Annotated in this window: 16 protein-coding genes; 4 read left to right on the forward strand and 12 right to left on the reverse strand. The window is 36.9% G+C overall.

Annotated elements, in window-relative coordinates; all coding sequences use genetic code 11:
• The first annotated feature begins 10 nt into the window (after window positions 1–10).
• Window positions 11–1330 (forward strand): xylose isomerase, encoded by a 1320-nt coding sequence (xylA, locus tag HSM_RS04850; RefSeq protein WP_012341741.1) that lies wholly within the window; start codon window positions 11–13, stop codon window positions 1328–1330.
• A 68-nt stretch (window positions 1331–1398) separates the two neighbouring features.
• Window positions 1399–2859 carry a xylulokinase gene (gene xylB, locus HSM_RS04855; RefSeq protein ID WP_012341742.1) on the forward strand — a complete coding sequence of 487 codons (1461 nt, stop codon included), beginning with the start codon at window positions 1399–1401 and terminating at the stop codon, window positions 2857–2859.
• 130 nt (window positions 2860–2989) lie between these two features.
• On the opposite strand, the gene HSM_RS04860 is transcribed toward xylB, so the two are convergent.
• From HSM_RS04860 to HSM_RS04885, 6 genes are all read right to left on the reverse strand, one after another.
• Window positions 2990–4156 (reverse strand): YadA-like family protein, encoded by a 1167-nt coding sequence (locus tag HSM_RS04860; RefSeq protein ID WP_012341743.1) that lies wholly within the window; start codon window positions 4154–4156, stop codon window positions 2990–2992.
• Between the two features lie 287 nt (window positions 4157–4443).
• Window positions 4444–5238 (reverse strand): peptide ABC transporter ATP-binding protein, encoded by a 795-nt coding sequence (locus tag HSM_RS04865; protein WP_012341744.1) that lies wholly within the window; start codon window positions 5236–5238, stop codon window positions 4444–4446.
• Window positions 5239–5253: 15 nt separating this feature from the next.
• The gene (locus tag HSM_RS04870; protein WP_012341746.1) at window positions 5254–6300 is read right to left on the reverse strand and encodes a peptide ABC transporter ATP-binding protein; all 1047 of its coding nucleotides are present in this window, start codon (window positions 6298–6300) and stop codon (window positions 5254–5256) included.
• An 11-nt stretch (window positions 6301–6311) separates the two neighbouring features.
• Window positions 6312–7199: an ABC transporter permease subunit gene (locus tag HSM_RS04875; RefSeq protein WP_012341747.1), complete on the reverse strand. Its 888-nt coding sequence runs from the start codon at window positions 7197–7199 to the stop codon at window positions 6312–6314.
• Window positions 7189–8154: an ABC transporter permease gene (locus tag HSM_RS04880; RefSeq protein WP_011608750.1), complete on the reverse strand. Its 966-nt coding sequence runs from the start codon at window positions 8152–8154 to the stop codon at window positions 7189–7191. The genes HSM_RS04875 and HSM_RS04880 overlap by 11 nt, the downstream gene beginning before the upstream one ends.
• Window positions 8155–8181: 27 nt before the next feature.
• Complete coding sequence (locus tag HSM_RS04885) at window positions 8182–9870, reverse strand: ABC transporter substrate-binding protein (protein ID WP_012341748.1); 1689 nt, start codon at window positions 9868–9870, stop codon at window positions 8182–8184.
• A 66-nt stretch (window positions 9871–9936) separates the two neighbouring features.
• On the opposite strand from HSM_RS04885, the gene HSM_RS04890 reads away from it, so the two are divergent.
• Window positions 9937–11346, forward strand: coding sequence for a YcjX family GTP-binding protein (locus tag HSM_RS04890; protein ID WP_012341749.1), 1410 nt, complete (start codon window positions 9937–9939; stop codon window positions 11344–11346).
• Between the two features lie 9 nt (window positions 11347–11355).
• Complete coding sequence (locus tag HSM_RS04895) at window positions 11356–12429, forward strand: TIGR01620 family protein (protein ID WP_012341750.1); 1074 nt, start codon at window positions 11356–11358, stop codon at window positions 12427–12429.
• Window positions 12430–12535: 106 nt separating this feature from the next.
• Here HSM_RS04895 and HSM_RS04900 read toward each other — a convergent pair whose 3' ends face one another.
• The 6 genes from HSM_RS04900 to HSM_RS04925 all read right to left on the reverse strand — a co-directional run bounded on the left by HSM_RS04900 (window position 12536) and on the right by HSM_RS04925 (window position 20846).
• On the reverse strand, window positions 12536–12799 hold the full coding sequence (locus tag HSM_RS04900; protein ID WP_011608754.1) for a GrxA family glutaredoxin: 264 nt from the start codon (window positions 12797–12799) through the stop codon (window positions 12536–12538).
• A 120-nt stretch (window positions 12800–12919) separates the two neighbouring features.
• On the reverse strand, window positions 12920–15163 hold the full coding sequence (gene parC / locus HSM_RS04905) for a DNA topoisomerase IV subunit A (RefSeq protein ID WP_012341751.1): 2244 nt from the start codon (window positions 15161–15163) through the stop codon (window positions 12920–12922).
• Between the two features lie 45 nt (window positions 15164–15208).
• Window positions 15209–16330 carry an HNH endonuclease gene (locus tag HSM_RS04910; protein ID WP_012341752.1) on the reverse strand — a complete coding sequence of 374 codons (1122 nt, stop codon included), beginning with the start codon at window positions 16328–16330 and terminating at the stop codon, window positions 15209–15211.
• Between the two features lie 4 nt (window positions 16331–16334).
• Complete coding sequence (locus tag HSM_RS04915; RefSeq protein WP_052292882.1) at window positions 16335–17549, reverse strand: DNA cytosine methyltransferase; 1215 nt, start codon at window positions 17547–17549, stop codon at window positions 16335–16337.
• Window positions 17550–17611: 62 nt separating this feature from the next.
• The gene (gene parE, locus HSM_RS04920) at window positions 17612–19507 is read right to left on the reverse strand and encodes a DNA topoisomerase IV subunit B (RefSeq protein ID WP_041605064.1); all 1896 of its coding nucleotides are present in this window, start codon (window positions 19505–19507) and stop codon (window positions 17612–17614) included.
• Between the two features lie 52 nt (window positions 19508–19559).
• On the reverse strand, window positions 19560–20846 hold the full coding sequence (locus HSM_RS04925; protein WP_012341756.1) for an AmpG family muropeptide MFS transporter: 1287 nt from the start codon (window positions 20844–20846) through the stop codon (window positions 19560–19562).
• Between the last annotated feature and the right edge of the window lie 44 nt (window positions 20847–20890).

Here is a 20890-nt window from a genome sequence, read left to right on the forward strand (position 1 = left end):
AGACTTGGCTATGTCTAATTATTTTGACAAAATTGCAAAGGTAAATTACGAAGGAGCAAATTCCACTAATCCTTTCGCTTTTAAACACTACAATCCAAATGAAGTTATTTTAGGTAAAACAGTAGAGGAACACTTGCGTCTGGCAGTCTGCTATTGGCACACGTTCTGCTGGACAGGTAACGATATGTTCGGTGCCGGTTCATTGGATCGTAGTTGGCAAAAAACAGGTGATTTGCTGGTTGGTGCAAAACAAAAAGCAGAAATTGCTTTTGAATTTTTCCAAAAATTAGGTGTGCCTTATTATAGTTTTCACGATGTAGATATTGCTCCTGAAAGCAATAATTTCAAAGAATATTTACATAACTTCAATACTATTGTGGATATTTTAGAGAAAAAACAATCAGAAACCGGTGTGAAGTTGTTATGGGGAACAGCAAACTGCTTTACTAATCCTCGTTATATGTCAGGGGCTTCTACCAACCCTAATCCGGAAGTATTTGCTTGGGCAGCAGCACAAGTTTTTACTGCAATGAATGCAACTCAACGCTTAGGGGGTGAAAACTATGTATTATGGGGCGGACGAGAAGGGTATGAAACATTGCTGAATACCGATCTCAAACGTGAACGTGAACAAATTGGCCGTTTTATGCAATTAGTGGTAGAACATAAATATAAAATCGGCTTTCAAGGTACATTACTAATTGAACCGAAACCACAAGAGCCAACTAAACATCAGTACGATTATGATGTTGCAACAGTTTATGGTTTTTTAAAACAATTCGGATTAGAAAATGAAATTAAAGTGAATATTGAAGCTAACCATGCAACCTTGGCAGGGCATACATTCCAACATGAAATTGCAACGGCAACTTCATTAGGCATTTTCGGTTCTATTGATGCTAACCGTGGCGATCCGCAATTAGGCTGGGATACCGACCAATTCCCGAACAGCGTGGAAGAAAATACGTTGGCAATGTATGAAATCTTAAAAGCGGGTGGTTTCACCACAGGCGGTTTCAACTTTGATGCGAAAATTCGTCGCCAAAGTACCGACCCGTATGATTTATTTCATGCCCATATCGGTGCAATGGATGTGTTAGCTTTGTCGCTCAAACGTGCTGCAAAAATGATTGAAGACCAAACGTTGCAAAAAGTGGTCGATAACCGCTATGCTGGTTGGGATCAAGAGCTGGGTCAGAAAATTCTAAGTGGCAAAGCGAGCTTGGAGGATCTTGCTAAAATAGTAGAAACTCAAGGGTTAGATCCAAAACCTGTTTCAGGGCAGCAAGAATATTTAGAAAATTTAGTGAATAGCTATCTTTATCGTTAATTCTGACAAGCGGTCTTTTTTTGCAAAATTTTGCATAAAATGACCGCTCTTTAGATTAAGGAGTATTTATGTACATTGGAATTGATCTTGGTACTTCTGGGGTTAAAGTTGTTTTACTTGATGAAAATCAAAAAATTATTGCCATTACTCAAAAATCTCTTCCTATTTCTCGCCCTCAACCCTTATGGTCTGAACAAAATCCACAAGATTGGTGGAATGCCACTCACGAAGCAATGCTTGAATTAGCTGATAAGCAAAATTTAAGCCATGTAAAAGCTATTGGATTAACTGGGCAAATGCACGGTGCTACATTACTGGATAAGGCAGATAATATACTTTCTCCGGCAATTTTATGGAACGATGGACGGAGCTTTGCTGAATGCGAAGAGTTGGAAAAATTAGTGTCAAATAGTCGTGAAATTACAGGTAATGTAATGATGCCAGGCTTTACTGCACCTAAATTATGTTGGCTTAAAAAACATCAGCCCGATATTGCCAAAAAAGTTAGTAAGGTTTTGTTACCAAAAGATTATTTACGATTTTTAATGACGGGAGAATACGCTTCTGATATGTCTGATGCCTCAGGCACAATGTGGCTGGACATAGGTAAACGGAGTTGGAATGAAGCACTTTTGAATGCTTGTGGACTTGATTTGAATAATATGCCGAAATTATTTGAAGGTAATCAAATCACGGGTTATTTACGCAAAGAAATTGCACAACAATGGAAAATAAATGCCGTACCTGTTGTGGCAGGTGGCGGTGATAATGCAGCCGGTGCCATTGGTATAGGACTTTACCAAGCAGAGCAAGCAATGTTGTCTCTTGGTACTTCGGGTGTGTACTTTGTGGTAAGTGATACATTCCGTGCCAATCCACAAAAAGCAGTTCATAGTTTTTGCCACGCACTGCCCGATCGCTGGCACTTAATGTCGGTGATGTTAAGTGCAGCCTCGGCTGTTGATTGGGCTGCAAAATCCCTAGGCTTTAAAGATGTACCAACCTTATTTCAACGAGTTGAAGCAAGCCAAACCGAGTCCAATGTCATTTTCCTGCCTTATTTATCAGGCGAACGTACACCGCATAATGATCCTTATGCGAAAGGTGTATTTTGGGGATTAAGCCATAGCGATAATCAAGTTACGATGGCAAAAGCCGTCATCGAAGGCGTGAGTTTTGCTATGGCAGAGAGTATTGATGTTTTACATGAAACAGGTGTTACTGCAAATAATATTGCTCTTATTGGTGGTGGAGCAAAAAGTGGTTATTGGCGACAATTACTTGCTGATATTAGCGGTAAAACATTTGAATATCGTACAGGTGGAGATGTTGGCCCGGCGTTAGGTGCGGCTAAATTAGCACAAATTGCATTAAATCCAGAACAAGATATTGCGAATTTCTGCCGACCGTTACCATTGGAAAAAATCTATCAGCCCAATTCTGCTCGCTATGCAGAATATCAAGCTAAACGTGAGAAATTCGCAGAGCTTTATCAACGAGTAAAAGGTCTATCATTGTTTTCTTTGTAAATCAAAGATATATAAGGCTTTTCTTGATCTAAAAGTGCGGTGAGAATACCGCACTTTTAGGGGTATATTTTGGATACAAAAAACCGGCGATAACAACACTGCTATCGCTGGTTTAGTTTTATATGATGAATTAGTTAAACACGCCGCTGATGCCGACACGGAAACCAACTCGGCCTCTACTATCAGAAGAAATGCCGCCGGATATGGCATATTTTCCGTTTGCGGAAGTTCTACCGAGGTTTAAAGAGACCGCACTTTCGCTGCTATAATGAGCGGCACCGGCGGCATAAGACCATTTTCCCGGGACGAAAGGGACTTCTTTGAAAGCCATAGCGGCGGCGATACCGGCTTTAGCGTCTTTGTTGACTTCTTCAAGACGTTGGTTAGTGGCATGAAGCTGACTACCATTGACTGCATCAGTGGATTGATGAGAAAGCAAACCTGCGGCAACATTTTGAATACGGCGTTCATTGCCTTTGCTGCCCACGGAAACGACGCCTTTAGCGTCAGCACCGGCATAATTGCCGTCAACTTTACCGATACCGCCTGAAGTTTCGCTTTGGTCGGTATATCTGGAACCATCGCCTAGAAACACAGAATTATCAGTGGTAACATCAATATTATTACCTATGGCAACTGTTTTGGTGCCGTTATTCTTAATATTACGACCCATTGAGAAAGAATTATCTTTGGTTGTATGTACACCACTACCAAAACTTAGTGAACCTTCGCCTGAGACTGTTGCTTGCGGACCGATGGCTTGCGATCGTTTACCACTAGCAGTTGCTTGCCAACCAAGTGCGGTAGAGGCTTCTCCCTTCGCATTAGCAGCCCAACCAAATGCAGTACTATATTCACCCTCTGCTTTAGCTCTTGCACCAAATGCCGAAGATAATTTGCTTGCTACTGCTTCATCACCTACTGCTACTGCAAAATTTCCAGTTGCTTTAGAATCTTTACCTATAGAAATTGCCTGCGTACCTGCATTTGCTTGGAAGCCCATTGCTACGGCATAAGATTGTGCCTTTGCTGTCTTACCAACCGCAGTTGCTCCTTCATGTGCAGCATTTGCATCAAAGCCTACAGCGACACCGGACTCAGCTACTTTGGCATTTTTTCCAACGGCAACGGATTTGGTACCATTCTTATAATTTCCTTCTGCCTTAGTACCTTCACCAATATAAACATGCCCATTACTAACATCAATATTACTACTATTTGATTGTTGAGCTTGAGCCATAGCCGAATGAGCAGTTAAAACAACTACAGCAGTTAAAGATAAATAAAAAATTTTCACTTAAAAGAAATCCTTAAAAAAAGAGTTAACATAGAAAAATCATAAAAAAGCTAACCGCACTAAGAGGCGATAATTTATGACACGCCTTAAAAAGAGGTAGGGGGACCTACCAAAGCGGGTGAAATTTTAAGCGGGGGGGGGGTACTGTCAATATATTTTTTTACAAAATGTTTACTTTTTTAACAAAATTGAAACGGTAAAAAACATTTGTCGAACACGGAAAAATATTCATTTGTTTTTGTGTTATGGAATGCAGTAGAAAGAAGAAATGAACTTGCGTAAGTGATTTAAACGCTCCACGCATTTTCATCTAGTACTTGTCCAAAATGACTTTCAACGAGGCGTTTGGTTATATCGCTTTGTGGTTGGGTAAAGATTGTTTTTGTATCGCCATATTCGATCATTTGTCCTTCGTCCATCACTAATACATGATCGGCTATGTGTTTGATGATGCCTAAATGTTGACCTACATAAATATAAGAGATGCTGAGTTTCTCTTGAATGTCTAACATCAAATTTATTAATTGAGTTTTGACTGTCGCATCAAGTGAGCCGAGAGCATCATCGGTAATAATAATTTCCGGTCCAAGAATAAGTGCACGCGCAATAGCAACACGTTGTTTTTGACCGATGGACATGGTATTAATTTTTACATTGGCATGTTCGGGATAAAGTCCCACTAAACGTAATGTTTCAGCTATTTTAAGATTACGTTCATTTTCGTTTAGGTTGGTTGTCAGGCGTAGAGGTGCATCTAAAATTTGTCCTACATTTAAACGAGGATTAAAGGCAGAATAGGGGTCTTGAAAGACCATACGAATATGTTGTGAACGATATTGATAATCTCCGTACTCTAAGGGATTTCCTTTAAATAGAAGTTCACCAGATGTGGGTTTTATAATACCAACGATCATTTTGGCAACAGTTGATTTTCCGGAGCCATTTTTACCGATAATAGCCAATGTTTTTTTTTGTGCCAAAACGAAACTAATATTTTCTACAGCTTTAAATTGGCTTGTGCTGAAGATACCAATATTATCATTAAAAAATTTTGATAAACCTGAAACTTCCAGTAAGTTCATTTTTACTTCCCGTTCTTATTTTGTTGTGTTTACGACTAATGGGCCAGTTTCCATTTCTTTTTCTCTACGTTGACTTTCTTTTAAATTAATAGGGAAATGGCAGAAAAATTCATGTTGTTTAATCCGTTGTGCACTTGGTTTTCGAATACATTCTTTTTGTGCAAAAGGACAACGTGGACCTAAACGGCAACCGATAGGCATTCCTTCTAATAATGGAACAGCACCTTTTAGCGTACTCAAACGACTTTTATGTACTAAGGGCTGTTTAAAATCAGGAATAGAATGTAATAATGCTCTTGTATAGGGATGGTGAGGATTTTCTAAAATGTTTTCTTTAGATCCTGATTCAGCGTTTTGTCCGCAATAAAGAACTGAAAAACTATCACACCATGCACTAATACTATTTATATCATTACTTACCAGCAGAATACTTGTTCCCTGATTTTGATTCATACTGGCAAGTAAACGAAATATTTGTACTTTTGTCATTGACTCAAGAGAATTTGTAGGTTCATCAGCGATTAATAATCGAGGTTGGTTTGCAATTGCAAGGGCAATCATAATTTTTTGCCCTTCACCTTCAGTTACTTCATGTGGGTAACTTTGCATAATATCTTTATGATCTTTCACACCTACACGATGTAATAATTCAATAGCACGACGTTTTTTCCAACCGAACCATTGCCACCATCGCCCTTTAAATGTCCAAGAGGGAATGCTCTGAATAAGTTGTTGTCCAATTTTTCGGCTAGGATCTAAAGATGCTAAAGGCTCTTGGTAAATCATGGAGATTTCTTTACCTACCAGTTTACGTCTTTTTTTGGGATTTAGTTTTAGTAGTTCTACATCGTCAAAACGAAAACGATCGGCTGTAATAATCCAAGAATCCTTAATTGCATTACAAATAACTTTAGCAATCAGGCTTTTTCCGGAACCTGATTCACCGACTAAACCACAGATTTCACCTTCATTTAAGGTTAAATTAACATTATCAATAATTTTGACTCGTCCTTTTGGTGTTTCTATTTCAATACAAAGATTACGAATATCAAGTAAAGCCATGTCGGTTGTCCTTATCCATAATATTTTTCTATGGCTTTACAAAGCCCATTAGTCAAAATGAGAACGATAACAATGGTGATGATAATAGCAACACCGGGTAAGATTGTTGCCCAAGGGGCAAGATAAATTAATTCTATATAATCTTTTATCATTGTTCCCCATTCTGGCGTTGGTCGTTGTGCACCCAACGAAATAAAACTTAATGCACTAATATCAATAATGGCAATGATAAATGCTCTGCTGGTTTCATGAATATAACGAATAATAATATTAGGTAAAATGGTTTCTTTTACAAGTTGCCAATTACTTGCACCATCAAGTCGTAGCATCAAAATGTATTCTTTTTTCAGTTCTTGTTGTACGGCTTGGTAAATTTCATGAATAAAATAGGGAAGTAATGCAAGCGTGATGGCAAGCATTGCATTGATTAAGCTTGGTTGCATTAATGTAGCGATAATAATAGCGATGAGTAAAATAGGGATTGATAAGAAAATATCAAAAAAATGTCCTAAGACTCTTGCTTTTAACCCTTGTGATAATCCTGCCCAAATACCAAGAATTCCACCCAAAATAGATGTGAATAATACAACAATGAGGGCGGCACCAAAAGTGTAAGTTGTACCTCGAATCAAACGACTAAAAATATCTCGTCCAATATCATCAGTTCCGAAAAAATAGGCAATTTTTCCGTTATCAGCCCAAGAGGGAGGTAGTAACTCAAAACCAATAAACTGTGCTGTATCACTATAAGGTGCGATAAATTGACTGAAAAGTGCGGTAATAATGAGTAATAAAAAAAGATAAAAGCCAGTTAATGCCAATTTATCTTGGTAGAAAAATTTCCAAATATGTTTTAATCCTTGTGTTTCGCGAAATTCTTCAGGTTCTTTATCTAGCATACCAGTTCTTCTTATTAAATGGGTCCAAAATAAAGGATAAGAATTCAGTAAATAAATTCACTGCAATAATACAAAATCCAACAACAATAATGCCTATTGAAATGCTATTATAATCTTGTTGTCTAACTGCATCTATTAACCAATGACCTATACCGAACCAACCGAACGTGCTTTCAATCAGCATACATTGAGCCATAACAAGAGTAAATAAACGACTCATTTGCGGGATCATGATAGGTATTGTGTTACGTAAAATGTAGATTTGTAGAATTTTTCTTTTTGACCACCCTCTTGTTTCTGCAATTTTGACATAACTTTGGGTGAATAAAAAATCAGCTCGTTGCTGAACGATTCTAATAATATCCATAGTTGGCAGAATTGCGAGAACTAATGTGGGCAACACAAGGTGTTGCAAAACATTTTGAATCATTTTAATACGATAAGGCTGATCCGTAAACCAAACATCAATAATAGGAAAGCCTGTAATGGGCTTTATCTCATACAATAAATTATACTGTCCAATTGCTGAAATTTCCCAATTTTGAATAGCTGAAAAGTACAACAAGATTGGTGCTAACCAAAAAACAGGGATAGCAATACCTGTGATATAGAAAGAACGAATAGCTTTGCCACACAAATGATCTGCATATAATGCACTGAGTAATCCAAGAGGAATACCGAAAATTAATGCTAACAGCATTGCACTAACACATAGCTCTAATGTAGGAGGAAGTACAGCAAAAATCAATTCTTTTAGTGATTCTCCGCCGTGGTAAGTAATACCAAAATCCCCTTGTAGTAAATTTTGTAGATAGAAAAAATACCCTGAAAAAAAGTGCGGTGTTGCTAGCACTTGATTTAATGGATCTTTGAGCAGGATGCTGTAACTGATGAGAGATAAAATAAACAGCGTGCTGATGACTAAAATGCAGTGACGAAAAAAGGAAAATAGCATTGTTTTATTACCTGTTTATAATTTCTATTATTTTTTAAATGACAGTTTTGAAAAATTAATATTGCCAAACGGCGTTAATTCAATTCCTTGTACTTTTGCATTCGCTAACAGAACACGTTTTACGTTAGCAATAGGAAGAATAGGGATTTCGGATAAAATAATTTCTTGTGCGATATTATAATATTTTGCACGTTCACGTAAGTTCGATGCGGCTAATGCTTGATCTAAGGCGTGTTCAAAAGGTGCATGGCACCAATTTGAAAAATTAGTTATTTCGTTTTGTGTACCGCAACTTAAAATGGGACGCATAAAACTATCAGGGTCTAGATTTCCTGCTAACCAGCCAGTTAAGATAATATCGTAATCCTCAGTTTGTTCTTGAAGCTGTTTCATTAAATAAGTGCGGGTAACGTTACGTATATTTACATTCACCCCAACCTTAATTAAATCTGCTTTAATTAATTCAGCCATTTTTATTGGCGAAGGGTTATACACTTGTTCTTCATTAATAACCCACATATCTAGATTTATATTTTTTCCTGCAAAGTATTCCTTTGCTTTTTTGACATTATAGTCATAGGCAAAATCAGTTGTATTTACAGCTGCCCCCCAAGATATTGATGGAATAATATTGTTCGCAACACTTGCTGTATTATGATAAATCAGGTTAATAATACGTTGGCGGTTAATTGCATGAGCAATATGGCGACGAATCTCCAGATCTTGCATAAGTGTTTTTTGAAAGTTAAATGCGATATAAGATAAATTCATGCCTTCAATTGATTTTATATAATATTTTTCATCATTGTGACGCAATAACCCTAATTGGCTCAGTTCCGGATAAGAGGCGATATGGCATTCATTATTGAAGAATTTAATTAATCTGCCTGAGCGATTGGTGGAAAGATCAATGATCACGTTTTCCAAGTTTACATTTTTTTGCCAATAATTAGGGTTATGAACAAGACGAACATATTGATTACGAAAGTAATCTTTAACCTGATAAGGACCGGTGCCGACAGGTAAATTATCTAATTGCACTAAATTGTCGTCCGCATTGAGTTGCAATGCGTATTCTTGAGAAAAAATAATGGCGTATTGGCTGGCTAGGTGGGAAAGCACGGAAGCATCGGGTTTAAACAAGATAATTTGAACTTGGTAAGGATTGATTGCTTTCACTTCCTGAATTTTTTCATTTAATTTAATGCTGTCAAAATAAGGAAAATGCACTTTTTTACGTTGTTCGTGATAGACCTTATATTGTGGATTTTTATAGTGAAGAGTGTTTTGATCTAATTCCGGTAGTGCTATATTTTGACCGAGTATGCGATTTAATGAAAAAACCACATCTTCCGCATTAAAATCACGGCTTGGTGTAAACCAGTCTGTATGATGAAATTTAACGCCTTTGCGTAAATTAATTGTAATAATTTTCCCATCAGGTGAGATACTATAGGATTTTGCCAAAACTGGTTCAAGAGTTGCACTATGATTTTTAATTTCAAATAATTTATTGTAAATTTGCTCCGTGACTATATTCATACTGGTTCCGGCATCTGCAGTTTGAGGATTAAAGGAAAAACTGCTTGCATTGGTACAATAAATCAAACCGTTGTCAGTGAGTATTTTGGGTATTTTTGGGGCACTAAAAGAGGGCAAACTAAAGAGTAGCCCATAGAAGAGTGTACATAATATAAAAATCTTTTTTGCCAACATAACTTAATTAATTATGATAAATTATATGGGAATTGTAAGGCATATTAACGCAATATAGAAATAAAAATGTTTAATTTTATCCATAAAGAACTTGATGAACTCATTAATCGTGGAATGGACCGCACTTTACGCATTGCTGTTACAGGGCTGAGTCGTAGCGGTAAAACTGCTTTTATTACAAGTTTTATTAATCAGCTATTACATATTAATTCCATTGACAATAAACATCTTCCGCTATTTTTACCTGCACAAAATAACCGTCTTCTTGGTGTAAAACGTGTTGAACAACGAGATCTCAGTGTTCCTCGTTTTGACTATGAACAAAATATGAAAGCGTTGAAGCGTGAGCCTGCAAGTTGGTTTAAATCAACGGAGAGTGTCAGTGAAACACGTTTAGCCATTCGTTATATACGTAAAGATGGCTTAATGCGACATTTAAAAGAAAAAGGCACATTATATGTAGAAATTTTTGATTATCCGGGTGAATGGTTACTGGATCTACCCTTACTGGATTTGGATTTTCAACAATGGTCTTTACAGCAACAAGAGTTATTTATTGAGCAACGACAAGAATTAGCACAAAACTGGCTGAATAAGATCCGCACTTTAGATTTAAGTGAGCCGGCAAATGAAGAAATGTTGGCACAACTTGCCCAAGACTATACTGAATTCTTATTTGCTTGTAAAAAACAGGGATTTCATTTAACACAACCGGGACGCTTTGTGCTACCCGGTGAATTAAAAGGCGCTCCGGTATTACAATTTTTTCCTCTGGTTCATTTAACTGAGCAAGAATGGAAAAGACTAAAAGAGCGGTCTAAATCTGATAGTTATTTTGCGATGTTGAGCAAGCGTTATCATCATTATCAACAAAAAATAGTGAAAGGTTTTTATCAAGAATATTTTTCTACTTTTGATCGTCAGGTGATTTTAGCGGATTGCTTAACACCACTTAATTATGGTCGCCAAGCGTTTCAGGATATGCAAAATGCTTTACAGCAACTATTCAAAAATTTCCATTATGGCAAGCGAACTTTATTCAATCGTTTGTTTTCGCCAAAAATTGATAAATTAATGTTTATTGCGACCAAAGCGGATCACATTACATTGGAGCAATTTCCGAATTTAGTGAGTTTAATGCGTCAATTAGTACAAGAGGGAGGGCGTTACGTAGAATATGAAGGAATAGATACTGAATATACTGCAATTTCCGCCATTCGTTCTACTCAACAAGTACAAGTAACGCAAAATGGACAAAAGATCAAAGCATTACAAGGAATTAGATCAATAGATAAGAAAAAAATTGTTGTATATCCTGGAAGTGTACCGAGTAAATTGCCTCATGCAGACTTTTGGCAGAAGTATCATTTTGCGTTTGATCAATTCGAACCTCTTACAGTGGAAAATGGTGAGCCAATCGCCCATTTACGTATGGATGCTGTCTTACAATTTTTATTAGCAGACAAGTTAGATTAGGATATAAATATGCCAAAAAAGGTTTTTCAACAAGAAGATGTTGAGCAAAAAATCACAGAAAATTTTGAGCCTAAACAAGAATTTGAGCAAGACGAATTAGATATAGAAATGGACTGCTCTCAATTTGAAACAACAATGGATCGGCAAAATACAGATATTCCTTTTCAGCATATGGTTAGACCAAAAGTGACAATGTGGCAAAAATTGCTCATGGCTACGATCTGTTTGTTTAGCTGTGGCATTTTGGCTCAATCGGTGCAATGGTTGGTTGATAGTTGGCGGGATAATCAATGGATTGCTTTTGTTTTTGCTATGGTCAGTTTATTTTTGGTTTTGTTAGGGCTTGGAACAATAATAAAAGAATGGCGACGTTTAGTTCAACTAAAAAAGCGTTTGATATTACAAGAAAAAAGCCGAGAAATTCGCTCAAAAAGTGCGGTTAATTTAACTGAGGTTTCTTCTGAGGGCAAAGAGTTGTGTTTAAAAATTGCCTCGCTTATGGGAATTGATGATAAATCGCCACAACTCATTGCTTGGCAAGAACAAGTTCATGAAGCTTACACTGAACAAGAAATTCTGCGTTTATTTAGTCAAAATGTACTAATACCTTTTGATCGGGTAGCGAAGAAACTTATTAGCAAAAATGCCGTTGAAAGTGCATTGATTGTGGCAGTTAGCCCTTTAGCTATTGTGGATATGTTCTTTATCGCTTGGCGTAATATTCGTTTGATTAATCAATTAGCAAAACTTTATGGTATTGAGTTGGGCTATGTTAGTCGTCTCCGTTTGTTACGCATGGTTTTTGTTAATATGGCATTTGCCGGTGCGGCAGAAGTCATTCAAGATCTCGGTTTAGAATGGTTATCTCAAGATATAACAGCAAAATTATCCGCACGAGTTGCTCAAGGGATTGGCGTGGGCATACTTACTGCACGCTTAGGTATTAAAGCGATGGAATTTTGTCGCCCTATAGCCGTTGCTCCAGAGGAGAAATTGCGTTTAAGTCATATCCAAACAGAATTATTGGGAACATTAAAGACGACTTTATTTAGTGCCAATAAAGTGAAAGAGAAAGTGCGGTAGAAATAATTTATTAGTTTCAAAAAGCAAAGATTATATACATAAAATCTGCACTTTAATAAGTCTGTTAAACTGTTAGAGTGCAGATTAAAATGACCAATTTTTACTCTTAAGCGACAACATTAAATTGTGCTTTCATCAATGCTTCGAAATCTGTGCAACCGCCAATAGGTTTTTCATCAATGAAAATTTGCGGCACAGTTTCTACCGGTTTACCGACAGACAATGATAGATCCGCTTTACTAATACCTTCAGCAACAATATCAATATAACGATAATCGAAGTCTTCAAGGGTATTTTTTAATTTTTCCGCTAAGTTTTTTGCACGAACACAATACGGGCAACCTGAACGACCAAAAATAACAACGTACATATTTATTTTCCTTTTTGTCTTGTTAATAAAAGAACAACCACATTGTAACTCATTTGGGGCAAAAATTTTAGCATTGTTACAACGAAAAAAGCCTATTTCTATCAATATCAGAAATTATTCCTAACTATCAATAAGTTCAATAGTCACACCGTTATGTAATCCTCTCGGCAGAGGCGATCCTTTGCGTCCTCGCTCAGCACGAAATTTTCGTATATCCTCCGGTTTTAAGGTGACTTTTCGTTTTCCAGCATGAAAGACAAGACTGGTTTTTTCGCTGATCAAGAATAATTTGACCAATAATTCTGACCGCTCTTTAGCATTTGCAGCGGGAATATGAATGATTTTGTTGCCTTTACCTTTGGATAATTCAGGTAAGTCGGCAACAGGAAAAACCAGCATTCTATTCATGGAAGTTAAAGCGACCAAAAGTGCGGTAGAATTTTGCAAAACTAATGGAGGTAGTACGTTGGCATTTTCCGGTAGGGAAATAACCGCTTTTCCTGCCTTATTGCGAGATACCAAATCTTCAAATTTACAAATAAATCCATATCCTGCATCAGATGCCATAAGCAAAGATTGATTTTCGTTTTCTATCAGTAAATGTTCAATAGTAGCACCGCTAGGTAAGGTCAATTTTCCTGTAAGCGGTTCTCCCTGTGATCGGGCAGAAGGTAAGGAAAGCGGATCTAAAGTGTAGCTACGTCCTGTGCTATCAATAAAGACCACCGGCTGATTGCTTTTACCGCAGGCATGGGTCAAATAGTTATCACCGGTCTTGTAGCTCAAAGCTCGTGCATTAATATCATGTCCCTTTGCACAACGTACCCAACCCATTTCCGATAAGATAATTGTAATCGGTTCGCTCGGTGTCATATCTGTTTCAGAAATTGCTTTTGCCTCAGCACGTTCTACTAAAGGCGATAGGCGAGGGCTTGCGAAAGTTTTCGCATCTTGCTGAATTTCTTTTTTAATTAAATTATTTAAGCGAATTTCAGAGTTTAATATTTGCTCTAAACTGTTCCGTTCTTTTGCTAAATTATTTTTTTCAGCTTGCAATTCTTGTTCTTCTAATTTGGCTAAATGGCGTAAGCGTAAATTTAAAATCGCTTCTGCTTGTTCATCTGTTAAATTAAAGCGTGCGATCAATATTTCTTTAGGCTTATCCTCATTACGGATAATTTCAATAATCTCATCAATATTTAAAAAAGCGATGAGTAGGCCGTCTAAAATATGTAAACGAGCTAACACTTTATCTAAACGGTATTGTAAGCGACGAGTCACCGTTTGACGACGGAAGGTTAGCCATTCCGTTAGAATTTGAACAAGATTTTTTACCGCGGGTTTATTGTCCAAGCCAATCATGTTCATATTAACACGATAACTTTTTTCTAAATCAGTTGTGGCAAATAAATGAGCCATAAGTGCATCTGTATCCACTCGATTTGAACGAGGAACGATGACCAATCTAATTGGATTTTCATGATCCGCTTCATCACGAATATCTTCTACCATTGGCAGTTTTTTATTCTGCATCTGCTCGGCAATTTGTGCCACAATTTTTGACGGAGAAGATTGATGAGGAAGTGCGGTAATAATTATTTCACCATTTTCTTTTTTCCAGACGGCTCGCATTTTAATTGAGCCACGTCCCTGTTCGTAAATTTTACGAATTTCTTCTTTCGGTGAAATAATTTCCGCTTCAGTTGGAAAATCAGGACCTTGTAGTGCGGTCATCAATTGATCTAAATCTGCATTAGGATTATCTAATAGCATAATTGTGGCATCGGCAACTTCATTAAGATTGTGCGGTGGAATATCCGTTGCCATACCTACAGCGATTCCAGTTGTGCCGTTGAGTAAAATATGAGGTAAGCGTGCAGGTAAATATTGTGGTTCTTCCAATGTGCCATCAAAGTTGGCTTGATAATTGACTGTGCCTTGTCCTAACTCGGATAATAAAATTTCCGAAATTTTTGACAAGCGAGATTCGGTATAACGCATGGCAGCGAAAGATTTGGGATCATCCGGTGCTCCCCAGTTACCTTGACCGTCCACGAGAGGATAGCGATAAGAAAAAGGTTGTGCCATCAGTACCATTGCTTCATAACAAGCACTATCGCCATGCGGGTGAAATTTACCCAACACATCACCAACAGTACGTGCAGATTTTTTATATTTTGCACTCGCATTGAGTCCCAACTCAGACATTGCATAAATAATACGGCGTTGAACAGGTTTTAGCCCATCACCAATAAAAGGTAAGGCTCGATCCATGATGACATACATGGAGTAATTTAAATAGGCTTTTTCCGTAAACTGGCGGAGTGGCATTTGTTCAATGCCTTCGTAGTTGATTGTGTTCATATGGTTGTTTTTCGTTTACTTAATGAAAATAAAAATGTATTTAAACTATGATTTTAAAATCATATCGTCAATATTATCCTGAAAGACAAATTTACGATGATAATCAAGGTATTTTTCTCTTCCTTCAGGATAAATTCGCATTTTATTTTTCGCATTTGGGTTGATATGCAATTTCTCCCAAGTATAAATGCTTAGTTGTGTACCGCAGATTAGCTCGCCATTATCCGTAAATGTGATATATCCCTGATCAAATAACCAATCGTATGTTGGAGTAAGAGATAAACCATTCAAATGATCCAATGCCTCATTTTCTTTTCCTTCCGAGATACAAACACTGTAAGGTTTGATATGGCTTGCTTTTAATAACACATCATCTTTAATTAAAGTAAATGGGCATTGTGGCATATAATCTAACACTTTTCTGCGATATTCTGACTGTCCTTTTCGCCCTGTCCGTTTAACTGCACCTTTCTTTTCATCAATTAATTTTTCTGTCATTTGCGATGATGATTCAGTAAGTTTTGGATGAACAATGGATCTAAATTGATAATCTAAAAATACTCTGAAATAAAACAAAGGTTTTTGCTCTTTTCCTTGAATTTTCTCTAGAAGCAGTTTCAAAATAGATAAATAGCTAATTTTAGGAAGAATTAATGCTCGCCATATATTCCAAATATCGGCATCTGAACGAATATAACCTCTACGACGTGTAGGATTACCAGTGACTAAATCAGACACATCATAAATTGAAAATTCATTTATCTCATTTTTTAAATCAATAATAGAATTTAAGTAATCATTATAATATTCGGAAATATCTGTGTGATAATGTTGTTCTTGTTTGTGAAATTCAACTCTAGCATCATAGAGATATTTCAATAGGTTGCTTTTACTAAAAAAACAATTTTCTTGAATAGTTGGATATTCTGCTCTCTTATTGTTAACTTGTTTAGCTGCCCCCCATTCATGATACTCAAAAAAATCACTTAATCTAGCACCGCTATTGCCAACATAACTACCGACATATTTTCGTGCTTCACCATTCCCTGTAAAAATGGATAATTTGTTTTTACGATGAATAAAACTATCTTCCGCACGTAAATTTTGAATAGCATCAATGATAATGTAATTTTCGCCATTAACATGGATTTTTTGAAATTTTTGCATATTCCTATTCTCCGTATTGTGTAATATCCATTTGTTTTAGCAATGCGATTAACACATCAACGACAATACTATTTCCTGCTTGTCTGTATGTTTGAGTGTCGCTGACGACAATTTGGAAATCATCTCTAAATCCCATTAAACGTAAACACTCTCTTGGCGTGAGCTTTCTTATTCTTCCTTGATTATGAGTAACATAATTATCGACGCCGGCACGGTGCATTTTGTGCATTGTTTGTAATAAAGGACGAGCTACTGATAAATCAGTTTGTGTACTCGTTTTGAAATTCTTTGTTCCACCTGCTAAAACATAATCACGAATTTTGCTGGATAAATAATATTTTTCTTCGACATCATTAATGTTAAAAATAAACTCATCAAAACTGCTTTTATTTATTTTGGGCACAAAAACAAAATCACCATGCCAATTAAATTGTTGGTTGGCTTTTTGACATAACATTATATCGCCATTAATTTGCGTATAGCGTTTTTGCCGATTTTTAGAACTGGTTACAAATTTAATGCCTTTTTCTTTAAGAAAATATTTGCTATCAGTGTAATCCTCTAGAAAATCTTGCATCGTACGCTCTAAAGGAATCTTAGTTGGAAATTGGAATCCGCCTTTTGGCGAGGTTTTAAATCCTACAACAAAAATACGTTCACGATGTTGCGGAATACCATAATTTTTGCTGTTCATTACTTGAAAATATAAATCGTAGCCTAAGCTATGAAAAACATCTTTTACTACTTGCCAAGTATTTCCACCATCGTGATTTAATAACCCTTTTACGTTTTCATAAATAAAGACTTTTGGTTGAGTCTCATTTACCACTCTCGCAAAATCATAAAAAAGCGTACCTCGAGTATCTTCCAATCCATGTCGTTTTCCCACCATAGAGAAAGCCTGACAAGGGCTTCCACCCACTAAAATATCTACTTGATCACGGTAAGGTATCGCATCAAAAGTGGTAATATCAGAATGCCAATGTTCTTCAGATAAATCGTAATTGGCTAAATAACTTTTTTTAACGTGGGGATCAATATCGCCAGCAAAAACAATACAGTGATTTAGTTCTAAACGTTTGAAAGCTTGTTCTATTGCACCAATACCACTAAACGTCGTGGCTAAGCGTATTTTTGCATTAGGATTTTTAAATGTTTTAAAACGCCAATCACACTCATCAAATAAGGGTAATTCAAAATTTAGGTTTGTTTTATCCACGAGATTTGTCATATAAATATAAAATAAATTTTCTATTTTTAGAGAGTACTTAACCAAATAATTCACACAGCAAAATCCACTTGATCACCGTTATTTTGCAACCAAATTTTCCGATCTTCGGAACGTTTTTTAGCTAATAACATATCCATCAATTCTAACGTAGATACATCTTCTTCGTGGGGTTCGTAGGTTAATTGCACCAAACGGCGAGTGTTTGGATCCATTGTAGTTTCACGTAGCTGATTAGGATTCATTTCACCTAGCCCTTTGAAACGCTGAACATTGAGTTTGCCTCTCTTATTTTTTAAGCGTGCTAAAATGCTCTCTTTTTCATTTTCATCAAGAGCATAAAAAACTTCATTACCTAAATCTATACGATAAAGTGGAGGCATTGCGACATAAACATGGCCATGTTGAACTAATTTTGGAAAATGACGTAAAAATAAAGCACAAAGTAATGTGGCAATATGTAATCCGTCAGAGTCGGCATCGGCTAATATACAAACTTTACCATAGCGTAATTGAGATAAATCTTCGTTGTCAGGATCAATTCCCAGTGCAATAGCAATATCATGAACTTCTTGTGAGCGTAACACTTGATCTGGTGAAACTTCCCATGTGTTTAAAATTTTTCCCCGTAATGGGAGAATTGCTTGATGTTCACGGTTGCGAGCTTGTTTGGCTGAGCCACCGGCAGAATCTCCTTCTACTAAAAAAAGCTCCGTTTTACTTAAATCTTGTTCACTACAATCCGCTAATTTTCCGGGTAAAGCAGGACCACTGACTAATTTTTTACGCACAACTTTTTTTGCTGCACGTAAACGTCTTTCCGCTGAACTTATCACCATTTTTGCAAGTTCTTCGGCATCTTGAATATTTTGATTTAGCCATAAACTGAAACTATCTTTTACAACGCCGCCAACAAAGACCGCACTTTGACGAGAGGAAAGTCGTTCTTTAGTTTGACCTGCAAATTGTGCATCGTGCATTTTTACTGATAACACATAAGCACAGCGATCCCAAATATCGTCAGCGGTTAATTTGACATTTTTGGGTAATAGGTTACGAAACTCACAAAATTCACGCATAGCATCAAGCAAGCCTTGACGTAAGCCATTGACATGAGTACCTCCCTGAATGGTTGGAATAAGGTTGACATAACTTTCGTTAAGTAATTCGCCTCCCTCAGGTAACCATAATAATGCCCAACTTGCCGCTTCTTTATTCGTACTAAAATTACCGACAAAAGGGTTTTGTGGTAAGAGATTATAGCCATTAACATTTTCCATTAAATAATCAGATAAACCGTCTTGGTATAACCAAGTATCCTCAGTGTTATTGATTTTATCGATAAATTTAATTTCTAATCCTGAACATAAAACTGCTTTAGCACGCAATAAATGACGTAGGCGACTGACTGAAAAATTAGCACTATCAAAATATTTCGGATTAGGTTTGAAGTGAACGGAGGTCCCGGTTGTACGCTTTCCGCAAGTGCCGATAATCTCTAATTCTTCTACCTTAACACCGTTTTCGAAGGCAATTTTATAGATTTCACCGTTACGTTTTACCTGAATATCTACACGCTCAGATAAGGCATTTACTACAGAAATACCCACACCATGCAAACCACCTGCAAATTCATAGTGCTTATTGGAAAATTTTCCGCCAGCGTGAAGTTTAGTTAAAATAACTTCAACACCGGATACTTTTTCTGTTGGGTGAATATCGACAGGCATTCCACGCCCATTATCAATCACCTCTAGAGATTGGTCTTTATACAAAATAACTTCAATTTTGGTTGCGTGCCCTGCAAGTGCTTCATCAACACTATTATCAATAACTTCTTGCCCTAAATGATTAGGGCGAGACGTATCCGTGTACATACCGGGGCGAAGTTGAACGGGTTCAAGATCTTTTAAAACGGTTATTTCTTGTGCTGAATAATTTGTCATAATGCCATGTGATCAGTAAAAATTTGGAGAATTTTAACAAAAAAAGTGTCACCTTTCATCTTGATTGTTGTGTATCTTCTTTTGAATTCCAAGGAGCAACCCAGAATAGGCAAAGCATACCGGGAATGGCTAACCAGAAACAAAACCAGAAATAGTCATAGTATCCCAAGTAGTTGATTAAAACGCCTGCTTGTGTATTGAAGGTAACTCGAGGTAAGGCGGCAAAGCTGGTAAATAAAGCCAGTTGAGTGGCGGTATAAAGCGGATTGGTTTCTCGTGCCATAAAGGCGACAAAGGCAGACGTACCTAAGCCAATACCAATATATTCAGCGGCAACGACTAAACTGAGAGAAATCAGAGCAAAGTTATCTATTTCCTGAAATGGACCTAATTTTGCCAACCATGCAAAGCCTAAAATTGTTACAATTTGTACAACACCAAAAAGCCATAATGCACGATTAATTCCGATTTTCAGCATGATGACACCACCAATAATACTGGCGATGAGCATCGGCCACAAGGAAGAATTTTTGACCACTATGCCAATTTGGGTCATGTTATAACCCATATCGAGATAAAACGGCGAAATGAGGGCTGTTGCCATACTATCGCCAATTTTATAGAGAAAAATAAAAGCGAGAATACCAAGTGCGGAAGACGTGCCTTTGCGTGTAAAAAATTCTTTGAACGGTTCGATCACATTTTCTTTTAAAGTGCGGTCATTTTTTAGCTGAATTTGAGGTTCTTTACTTAAAAATAAGGTCATAAAAATACCAGGAAGCATGAAGAGTGCGGTAATTAAAAAGACCGTTTTCCAAGGTAAATAGTCTGCCAGAATTAAAGAAAGTGAGCCGGGAACAAGCCCTGCAATACGATAGGCATTTACATGAATAGAATTACCCAAGCCCAATTCACGATCAGAGAGAATTTCTCGGCGATAAGCATCAAGTACAATATCCTGACTTGCCGAAAAGAAAGACACCAGCACTGCAATACCTGCAATCAGTTGTAAATTAAAGGAGGAGCTTGGTTGTAAAAAACCGAAGAAAGCGAGTGAAATGAGCAGTAAAACTTGCGAAATGAGTAACCAACCTCGACGCCGTCCTAAAAAGGGCGGTATAAATCGGTCAAGCAAAGGAGACCATAGAAATTTCCAAGTAAAAGGAAGCGTTGTAGCTGTAAAATAACCTAAGGTTTCCAAATCTACGTGTTCTTTACGTAGCCAAAGTGGCAATAAGGAAATGATAATATAAAAAGGTAATCCTGAGCTAAAGCCTGTAAACACACAAATAAGCATATTACGACTAAAGATTTGTTGTAGCATTGAGTGAGATTTTTCCATAATTTTTCCGTATGTATAAATTTTTTCAACAGTATAGATGATTT

Source organism: Histophilus somni 2336, assembly GCF_000019405.1.
Taxonomy (GTDB): domain Bacteria; phylum Pseudomonadota; class Gammaproteobacteria; order Enterobacterales; family Pasteurellaceae; genus Histophilus; species Histophilus somni.

Coding starts and splice junctions, on each gene's coding strand:
- xylA (WP_012341741.1), top strand. CDS start 11: ATGTCTAATTATTTTGACAAAATTGCAAAGGTAAATTACGAAGGAGCA.
- xylB (WP_012341742.1), top strand. CDS start 1,399: ATGTACATTGGAATTGATCTTGGTACTTCTGGGGTTAAAGTTGTTTTA.
- HSM_RS04865 (WP_012341744.1), bottom strand. CDS start 5,238: ATGAACTTACTGGAAGTTTCAGGTTTATCAAAATTTTTTAATGATAAT.
- HSM_RS04870 (WP_012341746.1), bottom strand. CDS start 6,300: ATGGCTTTACTTGATATTCGTAATCTTTGTATTGAAATAGAAACACCA.
- HSM_RS04875 (WP_012341747.1), bottom strand. CDS start 7,199: ATGCTAGATAAAGAACCTGAAGAATTTCGCGAAACACAAGGATTAAAA.
- HSM_RS04880 (WP_011608750.1), bottom strand. CDS start 8,154: ATGCTATTTTCCTTTTTTCGTCACTGCATTTTAGTCATCAGCACGCTG.
- HSM_RS04885 (WP_012341748.1), bottom strand. CDS start 9,870: ATGTTGGCAAAAAAGATTTTTATATTATGTACACTCTTCTATGGGCTA.
- HSM_RS04890 (WP_012341749.1), top strand. CDS start 9,937: ATGTTTAATTTTATCCATAAAGAACTTGATGAACTCATTAATCGTGGA.
- HSM_RS04895 (WP_012341750.1), top strand. CDS start 11,356: ATGCCAAAAAAGGTTTTTCAACAAGAAGATGTTGAGCAAAAAATCACA.
- HSM_RS04900 (WP_011608754.1), bottom strand. CDS start 12,799: ATGTACGTTGTTATTTTTGGTCGTTCAGGTTGCCCGTATTGTGTTCGT.
- parC (WP_012341751.1), bottom strand. CDS start 15,163: ATGAACACAATCAACTACGAAGGCATTGAACAAATGCCACTCCGCCAG.
- HSM_RS04910 (WP_012341752.1), bottom strand. CDS start 16,330: ATGCAAAAATTTCAAAAAATCCATGTTAATGGCGAAAATTACATTATC.
- HSM_RS04925 (WP_012341756.1), bottom strand. CDS start 20,846: ATGGAAAAATCTCACTCAATGCTACAACAAATCTTTAGTCGTAATATG.